Annotated in this window: 24 protein-coding genes; 1 reads left to right on the forward strand and 23 read right to left on the reverse strand. The window is 42.2% G+C overall.

Annotated features, from left to right (window positions below):
- Window positions 1-130 precede the first annotated feature (130 nt).
- The 3 genes from murB to ACEE44_RS01000 form a co-directional block, all read right to left on the reverse strand.
- On the reverse strand, window positions 131-1,036 hold the full coding sequence (gene murB / locus ACEE44_RS00990; protein WP_449170934.1) for a UDP-N-acetylmuramate dehydrogenase: 906 nt from the start codon (window positions 1,034-1,036) through the stop codon (window positions 131-133).
- 126 nt (window positions 1,037-1,162) lie between these two features.
- Entirely contained in the window at window positions 1,163-2,023 is an 861-nt protein-coding gene (gene thrB / locus ACEE44_RS00995) for a homoserine kinase (protein ID WP_449170935.1), read from the reverse strand.
- Window positions 2,024-2,026: 3 nt separating this feature from the next.
- Window positions 2,027-3,313 (reverse strand): homoserine dehydrogenase, encoded by a 1,287-nt coding sequence (locus ACEE44_RS01000; RefSeq protein ID WP_449170936.1) that lies wholly within the window; start codon window positions 3,311-3,313, stop codon window positions 2,027-2,029.
- A gap of 105 nt (window positions 3,314-3,418) precedes the next feature.
- Between ACEE44_RS01000 and ACEE44_RS01005 the strand changes: the two genes are divergently transcribed.
- Complete coding sequence (locus ACEE44_RS01005; RefSeq protein ID WP_449170937.1) at window positions 3,419-4,357, forward strand: polysaccharide deacetylase family protein; 939 nt, start codon at window positions 3,419-3,421, stop codon at window positions 4,355-4,357.
- A gap of 42 nt (window positions 4,358-4,399) precedes the next feature.
- Here the strand turns inward: ACEE44_RS01005 and ACEE44_RS01010 are convergent, their stop codons facing one another.
- The 20 genes from ACEE44_RS01010 to ACEE44_RS01105 all read right to left on the reverse strand — a co-directional run bounded on the left by ACEE44_RS01010 (window position 4,400) and on the right by ACEE44_RS01105 (window position 22,464).
- Window positions 4,400-6,169: an ABC transporter ATP-binding protein gene (locus tag ACEE44_RS01010; RefSeq protein WP_449170938.1), complete on the reverse strand. Its 1,770-nt coding sequence runs from the start codon at window positions 6,167-6,169 to the stop codon at window positions 4,400-4,402.
- Between the two features lie 8 nt (window positions 6,170-6,177).
- Window positions 6,178-7,914, reverse strand: coding sequence for an ABC transporter ATP-binding protein (locus ACEE44_RS01015; protein ID WP_449170939.1), 1,737 nt, complete (start codon window positions 7,912-7,914; stop codon window positions 6,178-6,180).
- A 195-nt stretch (window positions 7,915-8,109) separates the two neighbouring features.
- Complete coding sequence (locus ACEE44_RS01020) at window positions 8,110-8,352, reverse strand: KH domain-containing protein (protein ID WP_332412707.1); 243 nt, start codon at window positions 8,350-8,352, stop codon at window positions 8,110-8,112.
- Window positions 8,353-8,373: 21 nt separating this feature from the next.
- Window positions 8,374-8,646 carry a 30S ribosomal protein S16 gene (gene rpsP / locus ACEE44_RS01025; RefSeq protein WP_024392238.1) on the reverse strand — a complete coding sequence of 91 codons (273 nt, stop codon included), beginning with the start codon at window positions 8,644-8,646 and terminating at the stop codon, window positions 8,374-8,376.
- A gap of 136 nt (window positions 8,647-8,782) precedes the next feature.
- The gene (locus tag ACEE44_RS01030) at window positions 8,783-9,166 is read right to left on the reverse strand and encodes a YybH family protein (RefSeq protein WP_449170940.1); all 384 of its coding nucleotides are present in this window, start codon (window positions 9,164-9,166) and stop codon (window positions 8,783-8,785) included.
- Between the two features lie 12 nt (window positions 9,167-9,178).
- Entirely contained in the window at window positions 9,179-9,487 is a 309-nt protein-coding gene (locus ACEE44_RS01035) for a DUF4298 domain-containing protein (protein ID WP_449170941.1), read from the reverse strand.
- Window positions 9,487-10,134, reverse strand: a complete 648-nt coding sequence (pcp, locus tag ACEE44_RS01040) for a pyroglutamyl-peptidase I (protein WP_449170942.1) — start codon at window positions 10,132-10,134, stop codon at window positions 9,487-9,489. The genes ACEE44_RS01035 and pcp overlap by 1 nt, the downstream gene beginning before the upstream one ends.
- Window positions 10,109-10,897 carry a class I SAM-dependent methyltransferase gene (locus ACEE44_RS01045; RefSeq protein ID WP_449170943.1) on the reverse strand — a complete coding sequence of 263 codons (789 nt, stop codon included), beginning with the start codon at window positions 10,895-10,897 and terminating at the stop codon, window positions 10,109-10,111. The genes pcp and ACEE44_RS01045 overlap by 26 nt, the downstream gene beginning before the upstream one ends.
- A 55-nt stretch (window positions 10,898-10,952) precedes the next feature.
- The gene (gene ifs, locus ACEE44_RS01050) at window positions 10,953-11,822 is read right to left on the reverse strand and encodes an NAD glycohydrolase toxin immunity factor (RefSeq protein WP_449170944.1); all 870 of its coding nucleotides are present in this window, start codon (window positions 11,820-11,822) and stop codon (window positions 10,953-10,955) included.
- Window positions 11,822-12,193 (reverse strand): hypothetical protein, encoded by a 372-nt coding sequence (locus ACEE44_RS01055; protein WP_449170945.1) that lies wholly within the window; start codon window positions 12,191-12,193, stop codon window positions 11,822-11,824. Before ACEE44_RS01055 ends, ifs begins: the two co-directional genes overlap by 1 nt.
- A 125-nt stretch (window positions 12,194-12,318) precedes the next feature.
- Window positions 12,319-12,993 (reverse strand): DUF6572 domain-containing protein, encoded by a 675-nt coding sequence (locus tag ACEE44_RS01060; protein WP_449170946.1) that lies wholly within the window; start codon window positions 12,991-12,993, stop codon window positions 12,319-12,321.
- 12 nt (window positions 12,994-13,005) lie between these two features.
- A complete protein-coding gene (locus ACEE44_RS01065; RefSeq protein WP_449170947.1) occupies window positions 13,006-13,587 on the reverse strand; it encodes a hypothetical protein in 582 nt (193 codons plus the stop codon).
- Window positions 13,588-13,687: 100 nt separating this feature from the next.
- On the reverse strand, window positions 13,688-13,873 hold the full coding sequence (locus tag ACEE44_RS01070) for a hypothetical protein (protein WP_105208996.1): 186 nt from the start codon (window positions 13,871-13,873) through the stop codon (window positions 13,688-13,690).
- A gap of 125 nt (window positions 13,874-13,998) precedes the next feature.
- A complete protein-coding gene (locus ACEE44_RS01075; RefSeq protein WP_193434487.1) occupies window positions 13,999-14,262 on the reverse strand; it encodes a hypothetical protein in 264 nt (87 codons plus the stop codon).
- The gene (locus ACEE44_RS01080) at window positions 14,259-14,702 is read right to left on the reverse strand and encodes a hypothetical protein (RefSeq protein ID WP_449170948.1); all 444 of its coding nucleotides are present in this window, start codon (window positions 14,700-14,702) and stop codon (window positions 14,259-14,261) included. Before ACEE44_RS01080 ends, ACEE44_RS01075 begins: the two co-directional genes overlap by 4 nt.
- A gap of 115 nt (window positions 14,703-14,817) precedes the next feature.
- Window positions 14,818-17,997, reverse strand: a complete 3,180-nt coding sequence (gene carB, locus ACEE44_RS01085) for a carbamoyl-phosphate synthase large subunit (RefSeq protein ID WP_449170949.1) — start codon at window positions 17,995-17,997, stop codon at window positions 14,818-14,820.
- A gap of 399 nt (window positions 17,998-18,396) precedes the next feature.
- A complete protein-coding gene (locus ACEE44_RS01090) occupies window positions 18,397-19,473 on the reverse strand; it encodes a carbamoyl phosphate synthase small subunit (protein ID WP_449170950.1) in 1,077 nt (358 codons plus the stop codon).
- A gap of 532 nt (window positions 19,474-20,005) precedes the next feature.
- Window positions 20,006-20,929, reverse strand: a complete 924-nt coding sequence (locus ACEE44_RS01095) for an aspartate carbamoyltransferase catalytic subunit (RefSeq protein WP_449170951.1) — start codon at window positions 20,927-20,929, stop codon at window positions 20,006-20,008.
- A 56-nt stretch (window positions 20,930-20,985) separates the two neighbouring features.
- Window positions 20,986-21,507: a bifunctional pyr operon transcriptional regulator/uracil phosphoribosyltransferase PyrR gene (gene pyrR, locus ACEE44_RS01100; RefSeq protein ID WP_172081771.1), complete on the reverse strand. Its 522-nt coding sequence runs from the start codon at window positions 21,505-21,507 to the stop codon at window positions 20,986-20,988.
- 321 nt (window positions 21,508-21,828) lie between these two features.
- Window positions 21,829-22,464 (reverse strand): Pr6Pr family membrane protein, encoded by a 636-nt coding sequence (locus ACEE44_RS01105; RefSeq protein WP_449170952.1) that lies wholly within the window; start codon window positions 22,462-22,464, stop codon window positions 21,829-21,831.
- Window positions 22,465-22,507 lie beyond the last annotated feature (43 nt).

The following is a 22,507-nucleotide window of genomic DNA, read 5'->3' on the forward strand; positions in this document are numbered from 1 at the left end:
TCTGTTTTGTAAGAGCCTGATGGCTAGAGTTTAGTCTTTCAGTTTGCTTTTAGTACTAGGCAACGAGCTGCAGACAGTACTGAAGTACGTCAAAGCGAGTTAACGACGTAATAAAAGATAAACTGAAAGACTATGTATCAGACGGGTCGCCGATAATACGCACTTCTCTCTCCAGTGTAACGCCTGAAGATTTTTCAACAACTTCGATAACGTGGGCAATCAGATTTTCATAATCCTTTGCTGTACCATTCTCGACATTGACCATAAAACCAGCATGTTTTTCAGATACTTCCACACCACCAATACGGTAGCCTTTCAAGCCAGCCTCCATGATCAACTGACCAGCAAAATGACCTGGAGGACGCTTAAAGACTGAGCCACACGATGGATATTCCAGAGGTTGTTTCAATTCACGCAAATGGGTCAAACGAGCCATTTCATTTTGAATAACTGGGTGGTTACCAGGTTTTAGGGCAAATTTAGCAGATAAAACAATGGCACCATTCTCTTGTAAAATTGACGAGCGGTAGCCAAAACGCAACTCACGGTTATCCAAGGTTTCTACATAACCTGCAGGGGTCAAAATCTGAGCAGAAACCAGAATATGAGCGATTTCTCCTCCGTAGGCACCAGCGTTCATATAAACCGCTCCACCTATGCTACCAGGAATACCACAGGCAAATTCAAATCCTGTCAAGGAATGGAAGAGGGCAACCTTAGTTGTTTCAATCAGGTTCGCCCCTGCTTCTGCTTCGATAGTATAGCCCGAAACAGTCACAGAATTGAGCTTGTCCATACGGATTACAAATCCGCGAATACCACCATCACGTACGATGATATTACTTGAATTACCCAATACCTGCCAAGGAATATTTTCACGCTTGGCAAACTCGACAATACGGACAATTTCATAACGGTTACGAGGAAATGCTAGGTAATCAACAGCCCCTCCAACTTTTGTATAGGTATATTCTTTTAAGGGCTCATCGAAGCGGATATCAATTCCTTCTAATTCTAGCCTAATTTTATCTTTCATCATCTTCTCATTTCAATTTAAAATATACAGGTCATATTATACCAAAAATCAGCTCAAAACACGAATATAAATCCAGTTTCTAGGCAGAAATTTTTACAAAAAAATCAGCTCTCGTGGAGCTGAATATTATATCACTTGAATACCCTTAGTATCCACCTGAAGAGGATGAACCGTTCCATCCAAGTCTAATTGCTCAAGGGCTGTTACAAGGGCAGCTTCCTTATCCTTTGAAGTCAAAACCATGACAGTTGGTCCTGCACCTGATAGATAGGTTGCGTAGGCTCCCAGTTCTTGTGCTGTTTGCTTGATTGGACAAAATTCTTTGACCAACAATTGGCGGAAAGGTTCGTGGAACATATCTGACTGAATGGCTTTACCAGCCTTCTCCAAATCACCCGCCATCAAACTAGCAACAGCCACATTGGAAATGGCGCTAGCAGCAACAGCTTTTTTGTAGCCCATTTGCGAAGGTAGAACTCCGCGACTTTCAACTGTGCGCAATGGGTAGTTTGGAATGAAGGCTACAAAACTTGCCTCCGGAAACGCTGTTACTACAGCCTGTACCTTCTTATTGACATAACTAGCAATAACCAGATTACCGTAAATCGCAGGAGCCACATTATCAGGATGCCCTTCAATTTCAGTTGCTTTAAGTAATTTTTCATCTGCAGTCATATTCAAGCCAGCCAGTTGGTTGGCCAACTCAATACCTGCTACAATAACAGAACTTGAAGAACCTAACCCACGCGCTAAAGGAATATCACTAAACATTTTAATCCGATGAGGCTGGAGGTTTTTAGCTACCTTCAAAGCTGTTTTGATAAGAAGATTATTCTTATCTGACGGCACATGGTCAAGATTGTGTTCGATGACCCACTCATCCGTCTGCTCTAAAACTTCAATGGTCAAGTATTTCGAAAGGGCAACACCAACTGAATCAAATCCTGGTCCGAGATTGGCAGATGTTGCAGGGATAATAATTTTCATGCCTTATTCTCCCAACACCTTGAACGTATTCAAGACTGTAAAGTCTGATTCTTGAGCCAATTTAGCTGTTACATTTTCCAATTGGGTCTTGCTCATTTCATGTGTTACAATGACCAAGCGAGCAGTTTCTCCATCTGCAGCCTGTTGCAAAATTTGCTTGAAGGAAATTTCTTCTGAATTGAAAATTTCTGCTAAACGAAGCATTTTACCATTCTTATCAGGTGCAACAATTGAGAAATAGTATTCGCTCTTCACATCACTTGGAGTCGCTAATTGAAGCGGACGATTATATTCGTTGAAGGCTTTACCGACTGTCTGGTCTTTCAAACGACGGACAATGCGAATAATGTCTGCCATAACACTTGTTGCAGTTGGTTTTTGACCTGCACCTGGTCCATAATACATGGATTGACCAATTCCGATAGACTCGACAAAGACTGCATTCATCACACCATTTACGCTAGCCAGTGGATGATTTTTCGGTAGGAAGGTTGGAGATACTTCGGCAGAAATACCAGAGGTGGTTTCTTGGATATCTCCCACAAGTTTAATGACATAGCCCAATTCTTGAGCCACTGCTACATCTTCTGGCGTAATGTTGGCAATCCCTTTGTGAGCTACATGGTCAAAATCAACCGTCATACCAAAGGCAAATTGACTAAGAATCACAGCCTTGTAGGCTGCATCGATTCCCTCAACGTCGTTGGTTGGGTCTGATTCTGCATAACCAAGTTCTTGAGCTGTTTGAAGAGCTTTTTCGTAAGTCCAGCCCTCATCAACCATCTTAGTCAACATGAAGTTTGAAGTGCCATTTAAGACGCCGAGGATACGAGTAACCTTGTCAGCAGCCAAAGAGTTGACCAAAGTACGCAAGATTGGGATACCACCAGCTACTGCAGCCTCATAATAAAGAGCCAGCCCCTTTTCTTCAGCCAATGCACGTAATTCGCTACCATGAACCGCCAACAAATCCTTGTTCGCTGTAACAATATGCTTACCTGCTTCCAAGGCGCGAGTGATAAAGGTTTTGGCTGGTTCGATACGTCCCATCAATTCAACGACGATGGCAATGTCCTCATCAGCTAAAATCTCGTCAATATTTGTAACAAAATTATAGTTATGTCCCGCAGCCAACAAACGTTCTTTCTCTGCATCATCTTTGACAAGAACTTTTGCAACCTCGATACTGTCCTGCGCTGCCTTTTCAATCTTTTCTGTATTCTCAGCTAATAAAAACGGCACGCCACTTGCAACTGTACCAAAACCTAATAATCCAATCTTAACTACCATGTGATCTCCTTTAGAAAGTATTTCTCCTATTATAGCAAATTGGCTAACCATTTGGCAAAAAATTTGATATAATCGTTATATACATATTTATAGGGAGAATTTCTCATGAAACATTCCAGACTGAATACTCTGAATCGAAAACAAAAGCGAAAAAGAAAGACTAGAATTGAGCGTTTCTTAGACCTACTCCCCCTAATTGTTTTGTTTACCATACTTGGCTTCCTCATCTTTCAAGTCGCACAACAAATGACTGTAAAACAAGCTAGCACTTATTCCTCCAGCACACAGATAAAAGAAACTACAGCTACTACAACATCCAACACTTCTAGCTCAACTGCTATTTCTTGGGAAGTTCAGTCCGAACCTATCAAACTGCCAATTCTCATGTACCACGCCATTCATGTCATGGCACCCGAGGAAGCTCCAAATGCAAATTTAATTGTAGATCCTGCAACCTTTGAAAGTCACCTTAAAGCATTAAATGATGCGGGTTACTATACTTTATCTCCTGAAGAAGCCTATAAGGTACTAACTGAAAATATTCTACCAGCTGGCAAAAAAGTGGTCTGGCTAACCTTTGATGATAGCCTATGGGATTTTTATAGCCATGCCTACCCTCTGCTCAAGCAGTATCAAATGAAAGCAACCAACAATGTCATTACAGGTTTTACGGAGTATGAACAGGCTGGACACCTGACCATTGAACAAATTAAGGAAATGCAGGCAGCAGGGCTCTCCTTCCAAGGCCACACTGTCAACCATCCTGACCTGGAATATAGCAGCATAGAAACGCAAACAGAAGAACTAACTGCATCCAAGGCCTACCTAGATAGCCAATTAAATCAAGAAACCATCGCCATTGCCTATCCAGGTGGACGCTACTCAGCTGATACCGTTGCCTTGACTGAGCAAGCTGGCTACAAGCTTGGCGTGACAACTAACAACGGCTTAGCTTCAGCAAGTGATGGTCTACTGACCCTCAATCGTGTTCGCATTCTACCAACTACTACAGCAGAAAATCTACTAGCTGAAATCGCCTATTAAGTACGAAACTCCCCTGTCTTCACTGACAAGGGAGTTCGTTTTTTATTTGGATTCACTAAACTGACTTTGATAGAGATTGTAATAGAAACCTTTATCTGCCAAAAGACTTTCATGGTTACCCTGTTCGATAATCTGTCCATCTTTCAAGACCAAAATCTTATCAGCTTCCTGAATGGTTGATAAGCGGTGGGCGATGACGAAACTTGTCCGCCCCTTCATCAATCGTTTCATGGCCTTTTGAATCAAAAGTTCCAAACGCGTATCGACTGAAGAAGTCGCTTCATCAAGAATCAGAATAGCAGGATCTGCCAACAAGGCACGCGCAATGGTCAAGAGTTGCTTTTGACCTTGGGAAATATTGCTGGATTCCTGGTTCATTTCCATATTGTAGCCACCAGGAAGCGTGCGAATAAAGTGGTCAACGTTGGCAGCTTTGGCAGCTTCCACAACTTCCTCATCTGTCGCATCCAGACGACCAAAACGTAAGTTTTCCTTGATAGTTCCTTCATAAAGCCAAGCATCTTGCAAAACCATACCAAATTGACTACGGTAGGATTGACGAGAAATATTTCGAATATCCTGGCCATCCACTTTGATAGAACCTGATGTCACATCGTAGAAACGCATGAGTAAGTTGATGAGGGTTGTCTTACCAGCCCCTGTTGGTCCAACGATAGCTACCATTTCACCCGTTTTAACATCAAGATTAAAGTTACGGATAAGTGGCTTGTCTTCTGAATAGCCAAATTTGACCTGTTCAAAGCTGACTTGTCCGGTCAAACTAGCTGTCAACTCCAGCGCATTGGCGTCTTCTTCGTCAAGCTCATCTAAGACTGAAAAGATGCGTTCAAGGGAAGATTTGGCAGACTGCAACTGGGGTGCCAACTGGGTCAAGGTTTGGACAGGCTGAGAAATCTGCCAGACGTATTGGACGAAGGCCTGCATATTACCGACCGTCAATGTACCTGCAAGTACTTTCAGACCAGAAAGTAGGGCGACGACGACATAGGCGATATTTGACAAGCCATGAACCAGAGGCATGAGCAAACCAGACATAAAACTAGCCTTGAAACCAACTTCCTGCAAGTCAGCAGTTATCTGGCGAAATTCCTCTGTAGAGATTTCTTCTCGGCCGTATAGCTTGAGGACATTGAAACCTGTGAGATTTTCTTGGACAAAGCCGTTCAATCGACCGAGGGCATCAGCCTGTTGTTTGAAATATGGCTGGGATTTGCCCATGACAAACTTGGAACCAAAATAGGTCACTGGAACCAAGGTCACGACTACGAGAGCTAATGACACATCCAACCAGAAACACATGAAAATGGCTAGAGAGAGGGTCAGAACGGCATTGACTAGCTGGAGAAAACTTTGTTGCATGGCGTTTGAAACAGTCTCCACATCGCTGGTAAAACGCCCCAGCAGGTCACCATACTGGTGCTTATCAAAGTAAGAAACAGGAATTTTGTTAATCTTGTGGCTTAAATCCTGACGCAATTCTTTGGTCGCCCCCTGCACTGCTTTTGTCATAAAATAGTTAGAACCATAGGCACCGATTTCGTACATAAGGGCACGGAATGCGTACAGACCAAGCATGACGGCGATATAGGAAACATTTATCTGCGCCCCCTCTACCCCATTAGCAATATCCAGCAAATTCTTGGTCAATTCTGTAATGATAAGCCCCAGTACAAAGGGTTCTAAGGCGTTCATAACTGCGCTAATGGCCTTTAGAAAAACGGCTAAAAATACAGAAGATTGGTAACGACGCAAATAGTCCCAAACACGAGTAAATACTGATTTATTCTTCATAAGTCCTCCTATTCTTCTGTTAGCGATTGACGGTTAAGCTGAGAATTGGCAATTTCTCGATAAATCTCATTGCTTTCCATCAATTCATTGTGGGTACCGCGACCAACGATTTCACCTTCATTCAGCACGATAATCTGGTCAGCGTCCATAATGGTTCCGACACGTTGGGCAACGATTAAGACCGTCGCATTTTCCGTCACTTCTTTCAAACGGCTCCGCAAAATTGCATCCGTTTTATAATCCAAGGCAGAGAAGGAATCATCAAAGATATAGATATCGGGCTGTTTGACAATAGCACGCGCAATGGACAAACGTTGCTTTTGCCCGCCTGACAGGTTGCTTCCACCTTCTGCTAGATGGGTGTCGAATTTCTCTTCCTTACTCTCGATAAACTCCTTAGCCTGAGCCACATCCGTCGCATCATGAAGTTCAGCAAGACTAGCATCCATCTTACCGTACTTTAAGTTTTCCGCGATAGTTCCGGTAAATAGCAGAGCTTTCTGCGGAATAAAGCCTATCTTGCTGCGGAGTGCCTTTAGATTGTAGCGTCTAACATCCACACCGTCCACTAAGATTCGACCAAGTGTCACATCATAGAAACGTGGAATCAAGTTGACCAAGGATGATTTACCAGAACCTGTTGAACCAATAAAGGCAATCGTTTCACCAGGCTTAGCTTTGAAGGAAATATTGTGCAATACAGGCGACTCGGTCTCACCAGGATAGGCAAAGGTCACATTTTCAAATTCCAAATAGCCACGAGTATCTGTTTCAGTAATACCATCCTCATTCTTAGAAATAGAAATCGGCATGTCCAAGACTTCCTGAATCCGTTGGCTCGATACCGACATCCGTGGATACATGTTAAACAAGTTAGCAAAGAGCAAGAAGGAGAATAGAGCGTGGAAACTATATTCGATAAAGGCTACCAAATCACCGATTTGCAAACTACCATCTTTCAAAGGAGGCAGGGCAAACCAGACAATAGCCACAATCATGGCAATAATAATCTGCACAAATAGTGGCTCTGTCAGCGCAGTCAGGTTAAAGAGTTTTTTGGATGTTTCAGTATATTCTTCATTAACCTCTGCAAAACGAGTTTCTTGGAACTCTTCACGCGTAAAGGCACGAATGACCCGCAAGCCCATTAGATTTTCACGAACATACTGGTTAATTGTATCCAATCGTTTCTGTTGTTTTTCAGAGAGAGGACGAGTTTTAGTAGCTACATAGAAAATAACAAAAACTAGAAACGGCATAGCTACTGCTACTGTCCAGGCCAAGCTCGGACTGGTTACCAAGGTCATGATGACCGAGGCAACCATCATCAAAGGTGTGATAATTCCAAGCTTCAATACCATTTCTGAAAACTGCATCAAAACAAAAGCATCGTTTGTCATGCGAGCAACTAGAGAGGAAACGCCAATTTGTTCATATTCATGATGCGAATAATCTTGAATTTTTTCATATAAGTCGTTCCGAATATCCTTGACGATGTTGGTTGTCAACTGTCCAGCCGCATAGGCTAGAGTAATGCGTCCAAGAATACCAAGCAAAACAATCAAACCCATCATTCCTGCCCAGTAGTAAAGCTGTCCAACATTGTTTTTTGTAATCCCTTGGTCAATCATTCTTGCCAAAAATGTCGGCAAGCCCAAGTTAACTACTATAAATAGGAATGCTCCGAACAAGTCCAAGGCAAGCCACTTGGGGTATTTTTTCAAATAAGTCCAAATCAGTCGCATAAATCCACCTTTCTATTTGCCGCTTCATTGAGCGACAGAAAATATATCAACCCCTAACTTTAGATGTATAAATCTAGTAAGGCTGAGGGTTTTCCTACTCTATCAAATTTCGAAATATCAAGAGGAAACTAAATGACGATAAAAAGGGGCCTGGCCCCTTTGTCTAAGTTAAAAGCCACCATACGGTGACTTTTATTATTCTTTCTCGTCGATCACTAAACGAACTTTTTTATCACTTGTTGGAACAGAGTAGACAATCGTTCTGATTGCAGAAATTGTGCGCCCTTTTTTCCCAATTATACGTCCAATATCAGATTTATCCAAATCCAAATGATATTCTAAAAATTCAGGTGTATCAACAATTCTAATTGTCAAGCTATCAGGCTGTGAAATCAAAGGTTTCACAATCGCAATAATGAGATTTTCAATCATGTCCATAAGTGTTCTCGCTTACTGTTCTTATTTAGAGAATTTTTGCTCGTGGAATTTCTTCAATACGCCAGCGTTTGAAAGAAGGGCACGAACTGTATCAGATGGTTGTGCACCTTTTGCCAACCACTCAAGTACACGCTCTTCTTTAAGAGTTACTGAGTTTTCAGCCAAAAGTGGGTTGTATGTACCAACTGTTTCGATGAAACGACCATCGCGTGGAGCGCGTGAGTCTGCAACGTTAATACGGTAGAAAGGTTTCTTTTTAGAACCCATACGAGTCAAACGGATTTTTACTGCCATTTTAAAATATTCTCTTTTCTTTATATTTTTTATTCGGTGAAATAGCAGAGCTATTTATCACATGTTCTATTATAACATACTTCGACCTGGTGTCAAGAAAAAAACTTGACAGATGATAAAAATAATTTCAATTATTTCAATGCATTGTCATCATGGGATGACTAGCGTGTTGGTGCTTGATTTTCCAACCTTGGTCATAAATAAAGCCTAGTGTGAAACGGTCTGTGACAGACTGCTCCTTTCCAATTTTTGAAAAGCTGGCATCAAAATAGGCAAAGGCACAGGTCTGAGAAGACTGAATTTCCAGATTTGAATAGCTCACTTCTATCCTATCCGTCGCAATTTCTTGAAACCAAAAAGTCACCATATCTGCCAAGTCCTTCTTACCAGACAAAGACCACTGCCCAGCCACATCGTAAATCAAAACATCGTCACAATACAGGGACAACATGAGATCCAAATCCTTTTCCAAGACAGCTTGCTTATATAATTCTAATACTTTCTCAATCCTATTTGCCATTTCTCTCCAATCTTACACATCCAGGAAGTCTACATATTCTCTTAGCTTAGCTGCTAATTCTTTTCTATCGACAAGCAAATTATAGACACCATCTTCACTCAGGACACCGCAGGGAAGATGTTTGAATTCCCCTCTATCAGCCAGGTCCATATCTTCTAGGTAGGTCGAGCTTTGGTAATAGTCCAGTAATTCCAAATAAGCTTGCTGGCTTGTTTCGACCTGTTCTAGAATTGTTCGTAATGCAGAAATGAGCTGGATTTGGGAATTAAAAATTCTTTCCATCTGTTCAACACGCTGTCTGCTCTGCCATTTTCCATCCATCAATGCGTCGCCCCTCCAACAGTTTTGATGTCTTCCTTGTCCGCATAGGCTACAATAGCTGAAATGGCCGCCTCTATGCCTTTGACAATCACCTCAAGGGACATGGACGGAACACCTTGCTTGTCCAAGACCTGCTCAGGAAGATAGGGAATATGGAGGAAGCCTGCCTTAGTATTAGGAAAGGATTTTTCAGCCAGATATAGGGCCTGATACATGAGATGGTTGCAGACAAAGGTGCCGGCGGTGTTTGAAACAGAAGCAGGAATGCCCACAGAACGAATGGCTTCGACCATGGCCTTGATAGGTAGGGTTGAAAAATATGCTGCTGGTCCATCTGAACGAATGGTCTTGTCAATGGGTTGTTGCCCCTCATTGTCTGGAATGCGAGCGTCATCCTGGTTGATGGCCACGCGCTCGGGTGTCAAATCTACACGTCCCCCTGCTTGTCCAATGCAAAGCACTGCATCGGGTTGATATTCTACCATTTTTTCTTCCAATACACAAGCAGCCTTATCAAAAACAGTCGGAACTTCGACAATCATAATCTCTGCACCTGCTATGGTAGGTGGTAAGGACTTGATGGTTTCTAAAGCTGGATTGATGGCCTCACCACCAAAGGGATCAAAACCTGTTACTAAAATTTTCATCGCTTTTCTCCAAAATAATTTCTCCATAATGAAATTTTTGATTGGGTCTGACATGGCGTCTAAAACCAAATTTTTCAAATGCCTGATCTCTAAAATGAGCCTTTAAAATCAATTTCTTCCGAGCCACGCGCCTGCATTCTTTCAAAAAATCTTCAGACAGAGCTGTATAATTGGCAAAGGGTTTCAGACCATCAAGATTGTCCGATTCCTTTATCTCCTGCGAAAACATGGGGTCAACATAAATCACATCGACTGACTGATCTGCTTGTGTCAGTAAGTAAGTCAGACTGTTCGTCCAAATCGTCTGAATAGACCTCATGGCTTGATTGACCGCTTCATTACCACTATCAAACTCTCTGAGCCCACGGCTCACCATAAAATGAATAAGCTGAGAACTCTCCAAGGCAGTCACCTGATGACCCGCACTAGCTAAGACAATACTATCAGAAGCCAGTCCCATGGTACAGTCCAGGACGGTATGTTTATCAGGTCCTAGCAATTCCAAGAGTGGATCTCTTCCAGATTTGATACGCAAGATAGCTGTGTCAGGGTGGAAAAAGAAGCGTTGTCCATTTATTTCTTCCAAAACTAGCTGGCTTTGATAAACGACCAGCACCGCGTCAGCTTCTGTTTCTGCTAGAATGGACTGGACTGACCTCTTACGACGGTCTTGATAGTCTAGATCGAGCTGCGCTGCTATTTCCCTAGCTTGTAAAATCAGGTCATGGTTCATTCTAAGACTTGTTGTGACGATTATTTTCATAAGTCTATTGTACCAGAAATACTGAAAATGTAGTCTTCATTTTGTAGAAATGACTCTACTCTGGCACTACAACCTTCAAACGAATATCTGTCGGCTGTAATACTTTTTGAACTTGCACCAAAAAGGCAAGACCGTTATCCGATGGGGCATACTGAAAAGTCAGATTGATAACTTTTTCTGTAAAGTCATCCCCATAGCTGTCCACATACTGCTTGCTTTCGATAAAGTGAATGTAATTGTTCAACTTTTCTTGGAGTTTGAGAAGGTGTTGTTTTTCCAGCGGTTTTCGCCATTTGTTGCTATCTAGCAATAACATTTCCAAATGATTTTCTATAACTCCTATAGAATCAATTTGGGTTGGATCAAGTTCAATCGGAAAAATTTCCTCAAGTGATGGAACTTCTTGAGGTCTGTTGGCTAATTCCTTAAGCTTATTCATAATCCTATCAATTGTTGTTTTGTCATACTCAAGAAATTCTGGTGTTTCACTCATCCAAGCACAAACCGCTCCATATCGAACTGATTCTGTTTCCAAAGGTATCTTGACAACTTTTTCAAAAAAAATCGGAACAAATTGTTCAAGTTCAATAATAAAAGGAAGGTTATTGTAGCTACTTAATAACCATTTCTGAATTTTAAAATACTGAGAGACCTGATACAATTTATTTATCTCACCACTTGCTACAAAATCTTTTAGAATATTTTCTGTGCGACGAACGATATCTCTATCTCCCTCTTCATACAAAGGAAACAAACAGTATCTTATCAAAACCTCCATATCTGTAATACCTTCAAATAAAGATTCTCGATGACGAATCATAAATTCGACATCACCAAGAAACACTTCATCCTCTTTACCTTCTTTTATGGCTTGCTTATATTTCTCAAGTTCCCAACCTGTTTTAACTGGCTGATAGTCTTTCATCAGTTATTTCCTCCTACCCATTGGTTTATTCTGACAATCCCCTCTGTTGGATAAGTCTGATTCGTTGTAACATTAGGAATAAAAACATTAGGATTTTTTATTTCATAATATCCCTTTTCTGCAATTGAAGCTTGGAAGTCTTCATATGAATGCCCTCGCATATCAATAGTAGGCATAAGTAGCTCACTCTCAGAATTTGTCATATCAGCCCCTGACCAAGTTTTAGCCCCTGGAATATTAAGTGGATTCGAACCTGGCGTATCACCATTGACAAATGATACCAAGTCATTATCTATAACATTTTGAACCCATTCGGGTGTATACTCAACTTGTTTCAAAATGGATGCGAGAGATAACAACTCCAACCTCATTCCCACTCCTAGGCTCCGCTTTAGACCAAGTCTAGCCAAACCGTTTATGCACAAATGAAGAATATTTCTACCCTCCCATTATACCAAAAAATCCAGACAAGTTGACCCTGTCTGGAATTAAAACTCTACTCTGGCACAATAACCTTCAAGCGAATATCTGTCGGCTGTAGAACTTTTTGAACTTGCACAAGGAAAGCAAGACCATTGTCTGATGGGGCATACTGAAAAGTCAGATTGATAACTTTTTCTGTAAAGTCATCCCCATAGCTGTCCACATACTGCTTGCTTTCGATAAAGTGAATGTAGTTGTTCAACTTTTCTTGGAGTTTGAGTAAGTGGTCTTGTTCGGTGTCAGGAAGCCATTCGTTCCCATCGGTCAATAACAGTTCTAGGTGCCCGTCCACGATGCCGATAGAGTCGATGGTGGTTGGCTCCAATAATACTTTTGGCTTTGACAACTCATAAGCTTTAGCTAACAATTCTTCAAATTCCTCTTTGGAAAAAAGCCTGCGATTGTTTTCAATATTTTTGAAAATCAACTGTGGATGGTTCCTCAAAAAATTACGATTTGATTCTTCTTGAGTAAGATGATTTTTGGGTTTCCAAAAACCATAATTAGCATAAGTCATCAACTCTTCACCAGTATACTCACCGGCTAGATAACTATCTACCGCTTCCTTAGAAACCTCTTTAACAACCTCCGGCATAGTGATATTAAATGTAGGATATTTTAAGATATACTTATCTTCATCTTTGTAAATCTCCAAGATATCTTTCTTACTAATATGAACTAGTTCCATAATTCCTCCTTATCACCACAATTTAGTTATTTTTAGTGCGTCTGTCAGTACAGGGTCTATTACAGCTTCTGGAACCCCTCCAGGATAGGTTAAGCCACCTGGACGCCATTGTATATTATCTTTTGAGCCTCCCTCATTACCACTTGGAATTCTCAAATTAGAGACCTCGCGCGGTTCTATCATAATGGGGTTTTCACCAAGACTTCCTTCATCTAGCCCCAATAATTTTTCAAGAACACGTGGATTCCCATCTGCTTCTCTAACCATAGCCTCTGCTACATCTTTAGGAAAAACAAAAGCTCCATCATCACGACCGAATTGGCCAAAGCGTTCTAAATTAGATGTATCTCTGGCGAATGCAGCAACACCATTCTCAAATCTGGCATTATGACTTTCAATATATTCAGAACCAAGATAATTCTCGGGATTTGGCCTAAATTCACCGTTCTCAGAATCTACCTGAATGGTGACGATGTCATCTATTATTGACTGCTCTAAATTAGGATTCGGAAAACTCTGACGTAGCTTTTCCCACTCTGGCGAGAAGCCGTCTCCCCCAATCGTAACATTCCCCCGTCTTCTGCGACACGACATCAATCCGTGTGCCCTTAGGTATCTCAACACCGCCGACAAAGTCGCCCTTGCCTGCGCCGACAATGGTGCCGCCGTACTTGGACAGGTCCTCCAAGAGGTTCTAACGACTGATTTTCAAACCATTCTGGGCAGTTGTGTATTCCTGAATGCGGATGTCACCTGCCTCGTCAAAACCAATCGCATCCACTCGGATTTTCTGCTCAACGCCATCAACCGTCATCTTGATCGTGATGTTATTCTCGACCTTGCTGGCGATTTTACCAAACTCGACCGTTTGTAAGTCCACAAAGTCCTGACCCTGACGCGCGTTGAGCTGAATTTGGCTTGGGCTAGAGACTTCAACATGAGAGATTTGACTCTGGAGTCCCTAAACAGAGGCCTCTATAATTTCGATAGAATCTATGGATAAATCTAAATAAGCTTTTCAGTTATATGAAATTTAAAAACAATCCATTCATACAGTTTCTCCATCGCTTCAGCTTCATCAGAACACTCTTCTCGTATAAACATGACTTGTCTCTCACTCATTTCATACACTTTATATTTTTGTGACTCCTCATCAAAATAGTAGCCGAGAGTAAATTGCCCACCAAATTTTCTTCCTGGCATAATAGTAAATGCCCCTATTTCAGATTGGTGAGCTTCCACAAAATTCAGTAATTCTTGCTTTGTCATTGATCTTCCTCAAGCTCTAATTCAATAATAGATTTCTGTTCCAGACTTGGTAAGGTATCATCGGGAAGGATGGTCTCAACCCGAGTTGCGTAGGCAGAAGCAAAACCGAATACAACCACAATAATCGCAACCGAATAAACTAAAAACCCCCTTTTTAGAAAGGCACTAGAAACTGAGTAGCCCTCTGTCGAATACTGTTTCAGCTCAGGTTGCTTTTTCTCTAAGATATTTTTGGAAAAAACATAGGGTCTGAATGCACTCATCAATACAGATAGAAACACCATCGTCACAAGTGAATTGTACATTTGTGTTCTCGCACCAATCACTGTGATATAAAACATGCTGGAAAACAAGAAAACTCCAAAAACAATAAATAGAATCAAGGATACCTGAGCATCCTTCTTCAATTGTAAAAACTCTTCTACTGTCATTTTTTCCATTTTCATTTTATTCCCTTATTTACCTTGCTGATCCTACTAGTTAAAATTACAACTCTATTATACCAAAAAGACGACCTCTTGCGAAGTCGTCTATGCTGCAAATTTGCATTATCTTCTATATAGCCTGTGTCATAAAGCTGCGGCTTTCCAACACTTTAATCATGGCTTCTGCTGTATCAAGAGCTGTAAAGAGTGGGATTCCTCCTTCAATGGCAGAGCTTCGAATGACTTGACCGTCACCATCGGCCACACGTTTTTTACCAACCGTATTGATAATAGCCTGTACCTTTCCAGCTCGAACTAGATTAGGAATATCTTGACAGGACTCATCGCCTAATTTTCCAACAGTTGTTACGGAAAGACCATTTTCTGTTAGAAAGGCAGCTGTTCCAGCTGTAGCCAGTAGACCATAACCAAGTTCATGGAAGCGTTGGGCAAGACCAAGTGCTTCTTCCTTGTCTTCATCCGCGATGGTAAAGACAACATTACCAAACTCAGCTAGGTGCTGATAACTTGCCTCGAAAGCCTTGTAAAGTGCCTTTTCCAGTGTCAAGTCTGACCCCATAATCTCACCGGTTGACTTCATCTCTGGACCTAACAAACTGTCAACTTTAGCCAATTTTGTAAATGAGAATACTGGTGCTTTAACGTGCACTTGCTTGCTCTCAGGATAAAGACCGTCTTGGTAACCCAGTTCCGCAAGGCTTTGTCCCAAAATCAATTTGGTTGCAACCTGAGCCATCGGAATGTCTGTGACTTTGGATAAGAATGGCACCGTACGACTAGCACGAGGATTGACCTCAATCACATATACCGTTTCATCCTTGATAACAAACTGGATATTCATCATACCGATACAGTTGAGGCCGATTGCCAATCGTTTGGTGTAGTCTGCAATGGTCGCATGCACCTCTTTAGACAAGGTTTGTGGCGGATAAACTGCCATCGAGTCACCTGAGTGAACCCCTGCACGCTCGATATGCTCCATAATACCCGGAATCAAGACATCCTTACCATCTGAAATAGCATCCACTTCACACTCACGACCGACGATGTAAGAATCCACCAAAACTGGGTACTCTGGCGAAGCCTTGACCGCGGTTCTCATATAAGAACGTAAGTCCTCTTCATTTTCGACAATCTCCATAGCACGACCGCCCAAGACATATGAGGGACGAACAAGTACCGGGAAACCAATTTTGCGGGCTGCTTCTAGTGCTTCCTCTTCGTTGGTTGCGGTTTGGCCTGGTGGCTGTGGAATCCCAAGGTCTTTCAGGGCTTTTTCAAATAAATCCCTGTCTTCAGCTCTATCCAAATCCGCTACTTGCGTACCCAAGATTGGAATACCCGCTTTAGCCAATGGCTCTGCCAAATTGATGGCCGTCTGGCCACCGAACTGAACGATAACCCCTTTGGGTTTCTCAAGGTCAATCACATTCAAAACATCTTCCAAGGTCAACGGCTCGAAGTAAAGCTTGTCCGAAACCGAAAAGTCAGTTGACACTGTTTCAGGATTTGAATTCATAATGATGGCTTCGTAGCCAGCCGCCTGAATGGCCTTGACCGAATGCACCGTTGCATAGTCAAACTCCACACCCTGTCCAATACGAATTGGGCCTGAGCCCAACACTAAAACAGATTCTTTTTCCGAGCGGATGGACTCATTTTCCCACTCATAAGTTGAATAGAAATAAGGTGTAGTACTTTCAAACTCGGCCGCACAAGTGTCCACCATCTTATAAACAGGGACGATTTTGTATTCAGTCCGCAGTTGACGAATGTAGGATTCTGTCCGTCCCCAGAGTTCCGCAATCTTGCGGTCTGCAAAACCGTACTTCTTGGCTTTTTTCAATAAGTCGATATTATCGTGATTGATTGCCAATTCCTGCTCAATTTCTAAGATATGGAGCAGTTTATCAAGGAAGAATAGATCAATCTTCGTCAACTGAGCCAGTTCTTCTACTGTATAGCCACGTCGAAGGGCTTCTGAAAGATAGAATAAACGATCATCCTGTGCCTTGACAATCTTTTCAACCAATTGGTCATCTGTCACTTGGCTGAGTTCAGGCATTTCATTGTGATAGACTCCGATTTCCAAAGAACGGCAGGCCTTGAGTAAACTTTCTTCGATATTACGACCAATGGCCATAACCTCACCAGTTGCCTTCATCTGCGTTCCAAGGCGACGCTCCCCTTTTTCAAACTTATCAAATGGGAAACGTGGAATTTTTGCCACAACGTAGTCAAGAGCAGGCTCAAACATAGCGTAGGTTGTTCCTGTGACAGGGTTCACCATTTCATCCAAGGTCAAGCCAACCGCAATTTTTGCTGCCAATTTGGCAATAGGATAACCTGTCGCTTTGGATGCCAAGGCAGACGAACGGGACACACGTGGGTTTACTTCAATGACATAATATTTGAAACTATGTGGATCCAGTGCCAACTGCACATTGCACCCGCCTTCGATTTTCAAGGCACGGATGATGCTGAGACTGGCATCACGCAACATCTGGTTTTCAATATCCGAAAGCGTCTGCGTTGGGGCAAATACGATAGAATCTCCTGTATGAATTCCCACAGGGTCAAAGTTTTCCATGTTACATACGACCAAGGCATTGTCAGCCGCATCCCGCATCACTTCGTATTCGATTTCCTTGAAACCAGCAATCGAACGCTCAATCAAACACTGAGTCACTGGTGACAATTTCAGACCATTTTCTGCAATTTCACGCAGTTCTTCCTCATTGGCACACATACCACCTCCAGTACCACCCAGCGTGAAGGCTGGTCGAACAATGACAGGATAGCCGATTTCCTTGGCAAATGCCAAAGCCTCATCAACTGTTGTCACAATGGTTGATTCAGGAATTGGCTGCTTGAGATCTTCCATGAGTTGTTTGAAGAGGTCGCGGTCCTCTGCCTGATCGATTGCAGACAGTTTGGTGCCCAACAGCTCAACTCCAAGCTCATCTAAAATACCAGCCTTGGACAATTCCATGGCCATATTAAGACCTGTCTGACCACCCAGGGTTGGCAAGAGAGCATCTGGACGCTCCTTCCGTAAAATCCGTGTGACAAATTCAAGCGTAATTGGCTCAATATAAACCTTGTCTGCTATTTCCTTGTCTGTCATGATGGTCGCAGGGTTTGAATTGACCAAGACAACGCTATAGCCTTCTTCCTTCAAAGCCAAACAAGCCTGAGTCCCAGCATAATCAAACTCCGCAGCCTGACCGATAATAATCGGACCAGACCCAATCACCATAATTTTCTTAATATCCGTACGTTTTGGCATAATTTTAAGATATTAAGGGCGTTAAGCGGACACAGTCAAAATAGGAGTTTGACCAAGAACGCTTGCGTTCGAGGAAAAACTATCTTTTTGACCCAGTCCGTAGCCCGAATTCAATTAGAAAATCCGAGCAACAGAACACCCCTTCTCCTTTCTATTCGTCAACTCTCAGGTTGACATTAAATAAGATAAGTCCGACGCAGTAAGGTTTAGCTCGATATTAGTTAAACCTTACTGCTAGTGCAAGGGATAGCCTGACCTCCATAGAGGCAGGCGTAGGGAAATGAGTTGCTTGCAACCATTGACCTATCCCTTGCCTTTCTATTCGTCGCCTATCTGAGCGACATTAAATAACTGACATTCGGCAATAAAGTGTTTTCGAAATTGTAAACAATAGATTTATTATCTTGCCTGGAAGCCATCCATCAAATCCATAAATTCATCAAAGAGATAGCTAGCATCGTGTGGACCAGGTGCTGCATCCGGATGGAATTGAACAGAGAAACCTGGATGGTACTTATGGCGTACCCCTTCAACTGATTTGTCGTTGATTTCCTCATGTGTAATCATCAAACACTCTGGCAAATCTTCACGAGCAACAGCATAACCGTGGTTCTGACTGGTAAAATCTACTCGACCAGTCGCAATTTCACGAACCGCATGGTTAAATCCTCGATGTCCGAACTTCATCTTGTAAGTTGTAGCACCATTGGCCTTGGCGAAGAGTTGGTGCCCCATACAGATACCAAAAATTGGAATTTTTCCAAGAATGCCCCGAATCATGTCCAAAGCTTCTGGAACATCATCTGGGTTACCAGGACCGTTTGACAGCATGACACCGTCTGGATTAAGAGCCAATATTTCTTCTGCTGTCGTATCGTAAGGAACAACCGTCACATTGCAGTCGCGTTTTGCTAATTCACGAAGAATAGAATGCTTCAAGCCAAAATCAACCAGCACAACACTACGGCCAATTCCAGGCGCAGGATAGGCTGTTTTGGTAGATACTTGCTGGATGTTGTTGGTTGGCAAAACGGTCGCCCTCAGCTGATCCGTCAAATGCTCAACGGAATCACCAACATTTGCAAGAGTCGCCTTCATGGTCCCGTGCTGACGAATAATTTTTGTCAAGGCGCGTGTGTCAATTCCAGAAATAGCTGGAATTTTCTTAGCCTTTAAAAATTCATCCAAAGTCATCTGGTTACGCCAGTTACTTGCCCTACGAGCCCATTCACTAACCACAACCCCCTTACAGGTCGGATTGATGGATTCATAATCATCTCGATTGATCCCATAATTTCCCACCAAAGGATAGGTAAAGGTTAAAATCTGACCATTATAGGACTGGTCTGTGATTGATTCCTGATAACCAGTCATCCCCGTTGAGAAAACTAACTCACCAGTCACATCAATATCAGCACCAAAGGCCTCACCTTCAAAAATAGTACCATCTTCCAAAATTAAACGTCTTTTTGACATAAACTATGATACAAAGCCCGTTAAAAGGACAAAGTGAAAATAGGAAATTCGACGCCGACGCTATGAGCGTCAAGACGATATTTATCTTTTTCACACAGTCCTTAGGGCGTGTTCGAATAGGAAAACAAGATCATACTCGAACCTGTATCTTCTCCTTTCTATTTTCTATCTCTCCGGATAGAATTAAATAATAGTCCGACGCCGAAAGGTTTAGCTCGATATTAGGTAAACCTTACGGCTAGTGTCAGAGGTAGCAAAGGTCCCATAGGACTTTACGTAGAAGGACACATGCCTTCCATGTAGTCCGACTGGCTCTGACCGACGTGAGAAAATGGATTCGATAATAATCCATTTTCGAGCTAGTGCAAGGAATAGCCTGACCTCCATAGAGGCAGGCGTAGGGAAATGAGTTGCTCGCAACCATTGACCTGTTCCTTGCCTTTCTATTCGTCGCCTCTCTGAGCGACATTAAATAAGATAAGTCTAACAAATTACGAACTGCTCAGTTCTAAGATACCTGAACAGCTTACTTTTAAGCCTTGCCATTGACAATTGCTTCCAAAATCGCCATCCGGACAAATACTCCATTCTGCATTTGTCTGACGATGCGTGATTTTGATGCCTCTACTAAATGGTCATCAATTTCTACATCACGATTGACAGGGGCAGGATGCATGACAATAGCTCTGTCTTTCAAGCGCTTGTAGCGTTCTTCAGTCAAGCCATGCAAGCGATTGTAGGTTTCTTTCGAAAACCCTCCATCACCATCATGTCGCTCGTGTTGCACACGAAGCAACATCAAGACATCTACTTTCTCAACAATATCATCAATATTCACATGTTGACCATAAACATCAAATTCCTCTGCATACCACTCTTCTGGCCCAGCAAAGTAAATTTCAGCGCCCAAACGCTTCAAAATTTGCATATTGGACTTGGCAACCCGTGAGTGTGTAATATCACCAGCAATGGCAATCTTCAAGCCCTCAAAGGTTCCAAATTCTTCATATATAGTCATCAAGTCAAGCAAGGACTGGCTTGGATGTTGCCCAGAACCATCACCACCATTGACGATTGAAGTCTGAATGGTAGGGCTATCAATCAATTGCTTGTAATAATCTACTTCAGAGTGGCGAATAACACAAATATCAACTCCCAGAGCTGACATGGTCAAAATCGTATCATACAAGGTTTCACCCTTATTGACCGAACTGGTACGCGCATCAAAATCAATCATACCCATATCCAAACGAAGCTCTGCCATTTCAAAAGACTTATGAGTCCTAGTCGAATCTTCAAAGAAGAGGTTGGAAGCGTAATATTTCCTATCTAACTGAACTTTTTCACCATTTTTGAAAGCAATTCCTCTCTGAATAAGCCCGAGTACTTCTTCGTTGGAAAGAGTTTCCATTGTAACCAAGTGTTTGAGTGAAACTTTACCATTTGTAATTGTCATGACGATACCTGCCTTTAGGATATAAGATGTAGAATATTGAGTTGAAAAATAAACGACTAAGCTCCCTCGACTAGGAGGACAGAATCCTGACCATCGATTTCAGCCATGTGAACAATGATTTCTTCCGAACGACTAGTCGGAATGTTCTTCCCAACATAGTCCGCTCGAATAGGTAACTCCCTGTGCCCACGGTCAACTAGAACAGCCAGACTAACGCGAGCTGGTCGCCCCAAGGAAACCACATTGTCAATAGCCGCACGAATGGTCCGACCCGTATAGAGCACATCATCCACCAAAATAACATCACGCTCATTCACATCAGCAGTCATGCTTGTCGTATCTTCTTCGACTTTTACATCATCACGGAAAGGCTTGGTATCCAGTTCCCCCAGTGGAACATCAATCCCCTCTAACTGTTTCAGCCTTTCCTGAATACGTTTAGCAATGAACACCCCGCGGGTTTTTATACCTGCCAGAACAATATTATCCAAATTTTTGTTCCGCTCGATAATTTCATAGGTGATACGGGTGATGGCCCGTTTCATGGTCATATCGTCAACGATTTCTTTTGTCTTCATAAAGACCTCCAAAAAATATAGAAAAAAGTCCCCTTTTACAAGGAGACTATGAAAATATAGGCTAGTATAGTCATTTGAATTAGCTTTGATACATCGTCACTTTCGGCTTGCCATACCCCAGTATTGCCTGCACCTCAGTTCCTTGTCTGAAAGCTAATTCATTCGACTATATTATCTACTAACCTGCTTAACACGTTGCTCCTTGTCTGCCTCTCTGGACAGGATTTAAAGGATTGATTAAGCAAAGTATAGCACAATTTTTCTACCTAGACAAATTCTTACAGTAAAAAATTGGAAAATCTTCGGATTTTGCTGAGAATGTTACCTGTTTAGCAGATTACGACGGAGATTTACGGACTTTACACCAGTCAAAACAAAACCAAAAACCAGATAGGCCACAAAAATCATTGCCGCATAGGTCAGTACATAAGGCCAGCCATATTTGGGAACATTGAGGAAGAAATAGGCAAAGGGACTATCCTTGGCATCAGGGATAGGAATTTTAATAAAAAAACCATTAACAAGCCCAAAAATCATGTAGAGAACTGGCAAAAGTGTCCACCAAATCGGGTCAAACCACTTGTACTGTTGCTGACGGTCGACAAGTAGGGTATCTAACAAGAAATAAATCGGAACAATATAGTGACAGAGCATATTTTCCACTCGCCAAAAATCATCTGCCAAAGGCGCCAACATGAAATGATAGACCACACAGGTAATCATGATAGACATGGTTACCGCTGCCTTTATACGAAGAAAACGAGTAGCCTGTAAATCCTCACCCTTCTTCATGGCAAGCACCATATAAACCGCAAAGACAGATACCAAGAGGTTTGAAAGCACTGTATAGTACATAAGCATACCGATACCGTACTTTACAATTTCCAAGACCGTTCCTGTAATAGCCAAAACTGCCAACAAGCACCGACTATAGAATAAAATAGTTTGATTCTTCATATTATCCTTTCAAAGACGACAAAAGACTGGATGGACCAGCCCT

This window comes from Streptococcus sp. 32226D021BW (assembly GCF_053545015.1).

Bases quoted from the DNA above. Each gene is read 5' to 3' on its own strand.
- ACEE44_RS01090 (WP_449170950.1), bottom strand. From the start codon at position 19,473: ATGTCAAAAAGACGTTTAATTTTGGAAGATGGTACTATTTTTGAAGGT.
- pcp (WP_449170942.1), bottom strand. From the start codon at position 10,134: ATGAAAATTTTAGTAACAGGTTTTGATCCCTTTGGTGGTGAGGCCATC.
- ACEE44_RS01005 (WP_449170937.1), top strand. From the start codon at position 3,419: ATGAAACATTCCAGACTGAATACTCTGAATCGAAAACAAAAGCGAAAA.
- ACEE44_RS01015 (WP_449170939.1), bottom strand. From the start codon at position 7,914: ATGCGACTGATTTGGACTTATTTGAAAAAATACCCCAAGTGGCTTGCC.
- murB (WP_449170934.1), bottom strand. From the start codon at position 1,036: ATGAAAGATAAAATTAGGCTAGAATTAGAAGGAATTGATATCCGCTTC.
- ACEE44_RS01055 (WP_449170945.1), bottom strand. From the start codon at position 12,193: ATGAGGTTGGAGTTGTTATCTCTCGCATCCATTTTGAAACAAGTTGAG.
- ACEE44_RS01030 (WP_449170940.1), bottom strand. From the start codon at position 9,166: ATGGCAAATAGGATTGAGAAAGTATTAGAATTATATAAGCAAGCTGTC.
- ACEE44_RS01020 (WP_332412707.1), bottom strand. From the start codon at position 8,352: ATGGACATGATTGAAAATCTCATTATTGCGATTGTGAAACCTTTGATT.
- ACEE44_RS01000 (WP_449170936.1), bottom strand. From the start codon at position 3,313: ATGGTAGTTAAGATTGGATTATTAGGTTTTGGTACAGTTGCAAGTGGC.
- ACEE44_RS01010 (WP_449170938.1), bottom strand. From the start codon at position 6,169: ATGAAGAATAAATCAGTATTTACTCGTGTTTGGGACTATTTGCGTCGT.
- ACEE44_RS01060 (WP_449170946.1), bottom strand. From the start codon at position 12,993: ATGGAACTAGTTCATATTAGTAAGAAAGATATCTTGGAGATTTACAAA.
- ACEE44_RS01045 (WP_449170943.1), bottom strand. From the start codon at position 10,897: ATGAAAATAATCGTCACAACAAGTCTTAGAATGAACCATGACCTGATT.
- ifs (WP_449170944.1), bottom strand. From the start codon at position 11,822: ATGAAAGACTATCAGCCAGTTAAAACAGGTTGGGAACTTGAGAAATAT.
- rpsP (WP_024392238.1), bottom strand. From the start codon at position 8,646: ATGGCAGTAAAAATCCGTTTGACTCGTATGGGTTCTAAAAAGAAACCT.
- thrB (WP_449170935.1), bottom strand. From the start codon at position 2,023: ATGAAAATTATTATCCCTGCAACATCTGCCAATCTCGGACCAGGATTT.
- pyrR (WP_172081771.1), bottom strand. From the start codon at position 21,507: ATGAAGACAAAAGAAATCGTTGACGATATGACCATGAAACGGGCCATC.
- carB (WP_449170949.1), bottom strand. From the start codon at position 17,997: ATGCCAAAACGTACGGATATTAAGAAAATTATGGTGATTGGGTCTGGT.
- ACEE44_RS01065 (WP_449170947.1), bottom strand. From the start codon at position 13,587: ATGTCGTGTCGCAGAAGACGGGGGAATGTTACGATTGGGGGAGACGGC.
- ACEE44_RS01035 (WP_449170941.1), bottom strand. From the start codon at position 9,487: ATGGATGGAAAATGGCAGAGCAGACAGCGTGTTGAACAGATGGAAAGA.
- ACEE44_RS01095 (WP_449170951.1), bottom strand. From the start codon at position 20,929: ATGACAATTACAAATGGTAAAGTTTCACTCAAACACTTGGTTACAATG.
- ACEE44_RS01080 (WP_449170948.1), bottom strand. From the start codon at position 14,702: ATGGAAAAAATGACAGTAGAAGAGTTTTTACAATTGAAGAAGGATGCT.
- ACEE44_RS01105 (WP_449170952.1), bottom strand. From the start codon at position 22,464: ATGAAGAATCAAACTATTTTATTCTATAGTCGGTGCTTGTTGGCAGTT.
- ACEE44_RS01075 (WP_193434487.1), bottom strand. From the start codon at position 14,262: ATGACAAAGCAAGAATTACTGAATTTTGTGGAAGCTCACCAATCTGAA.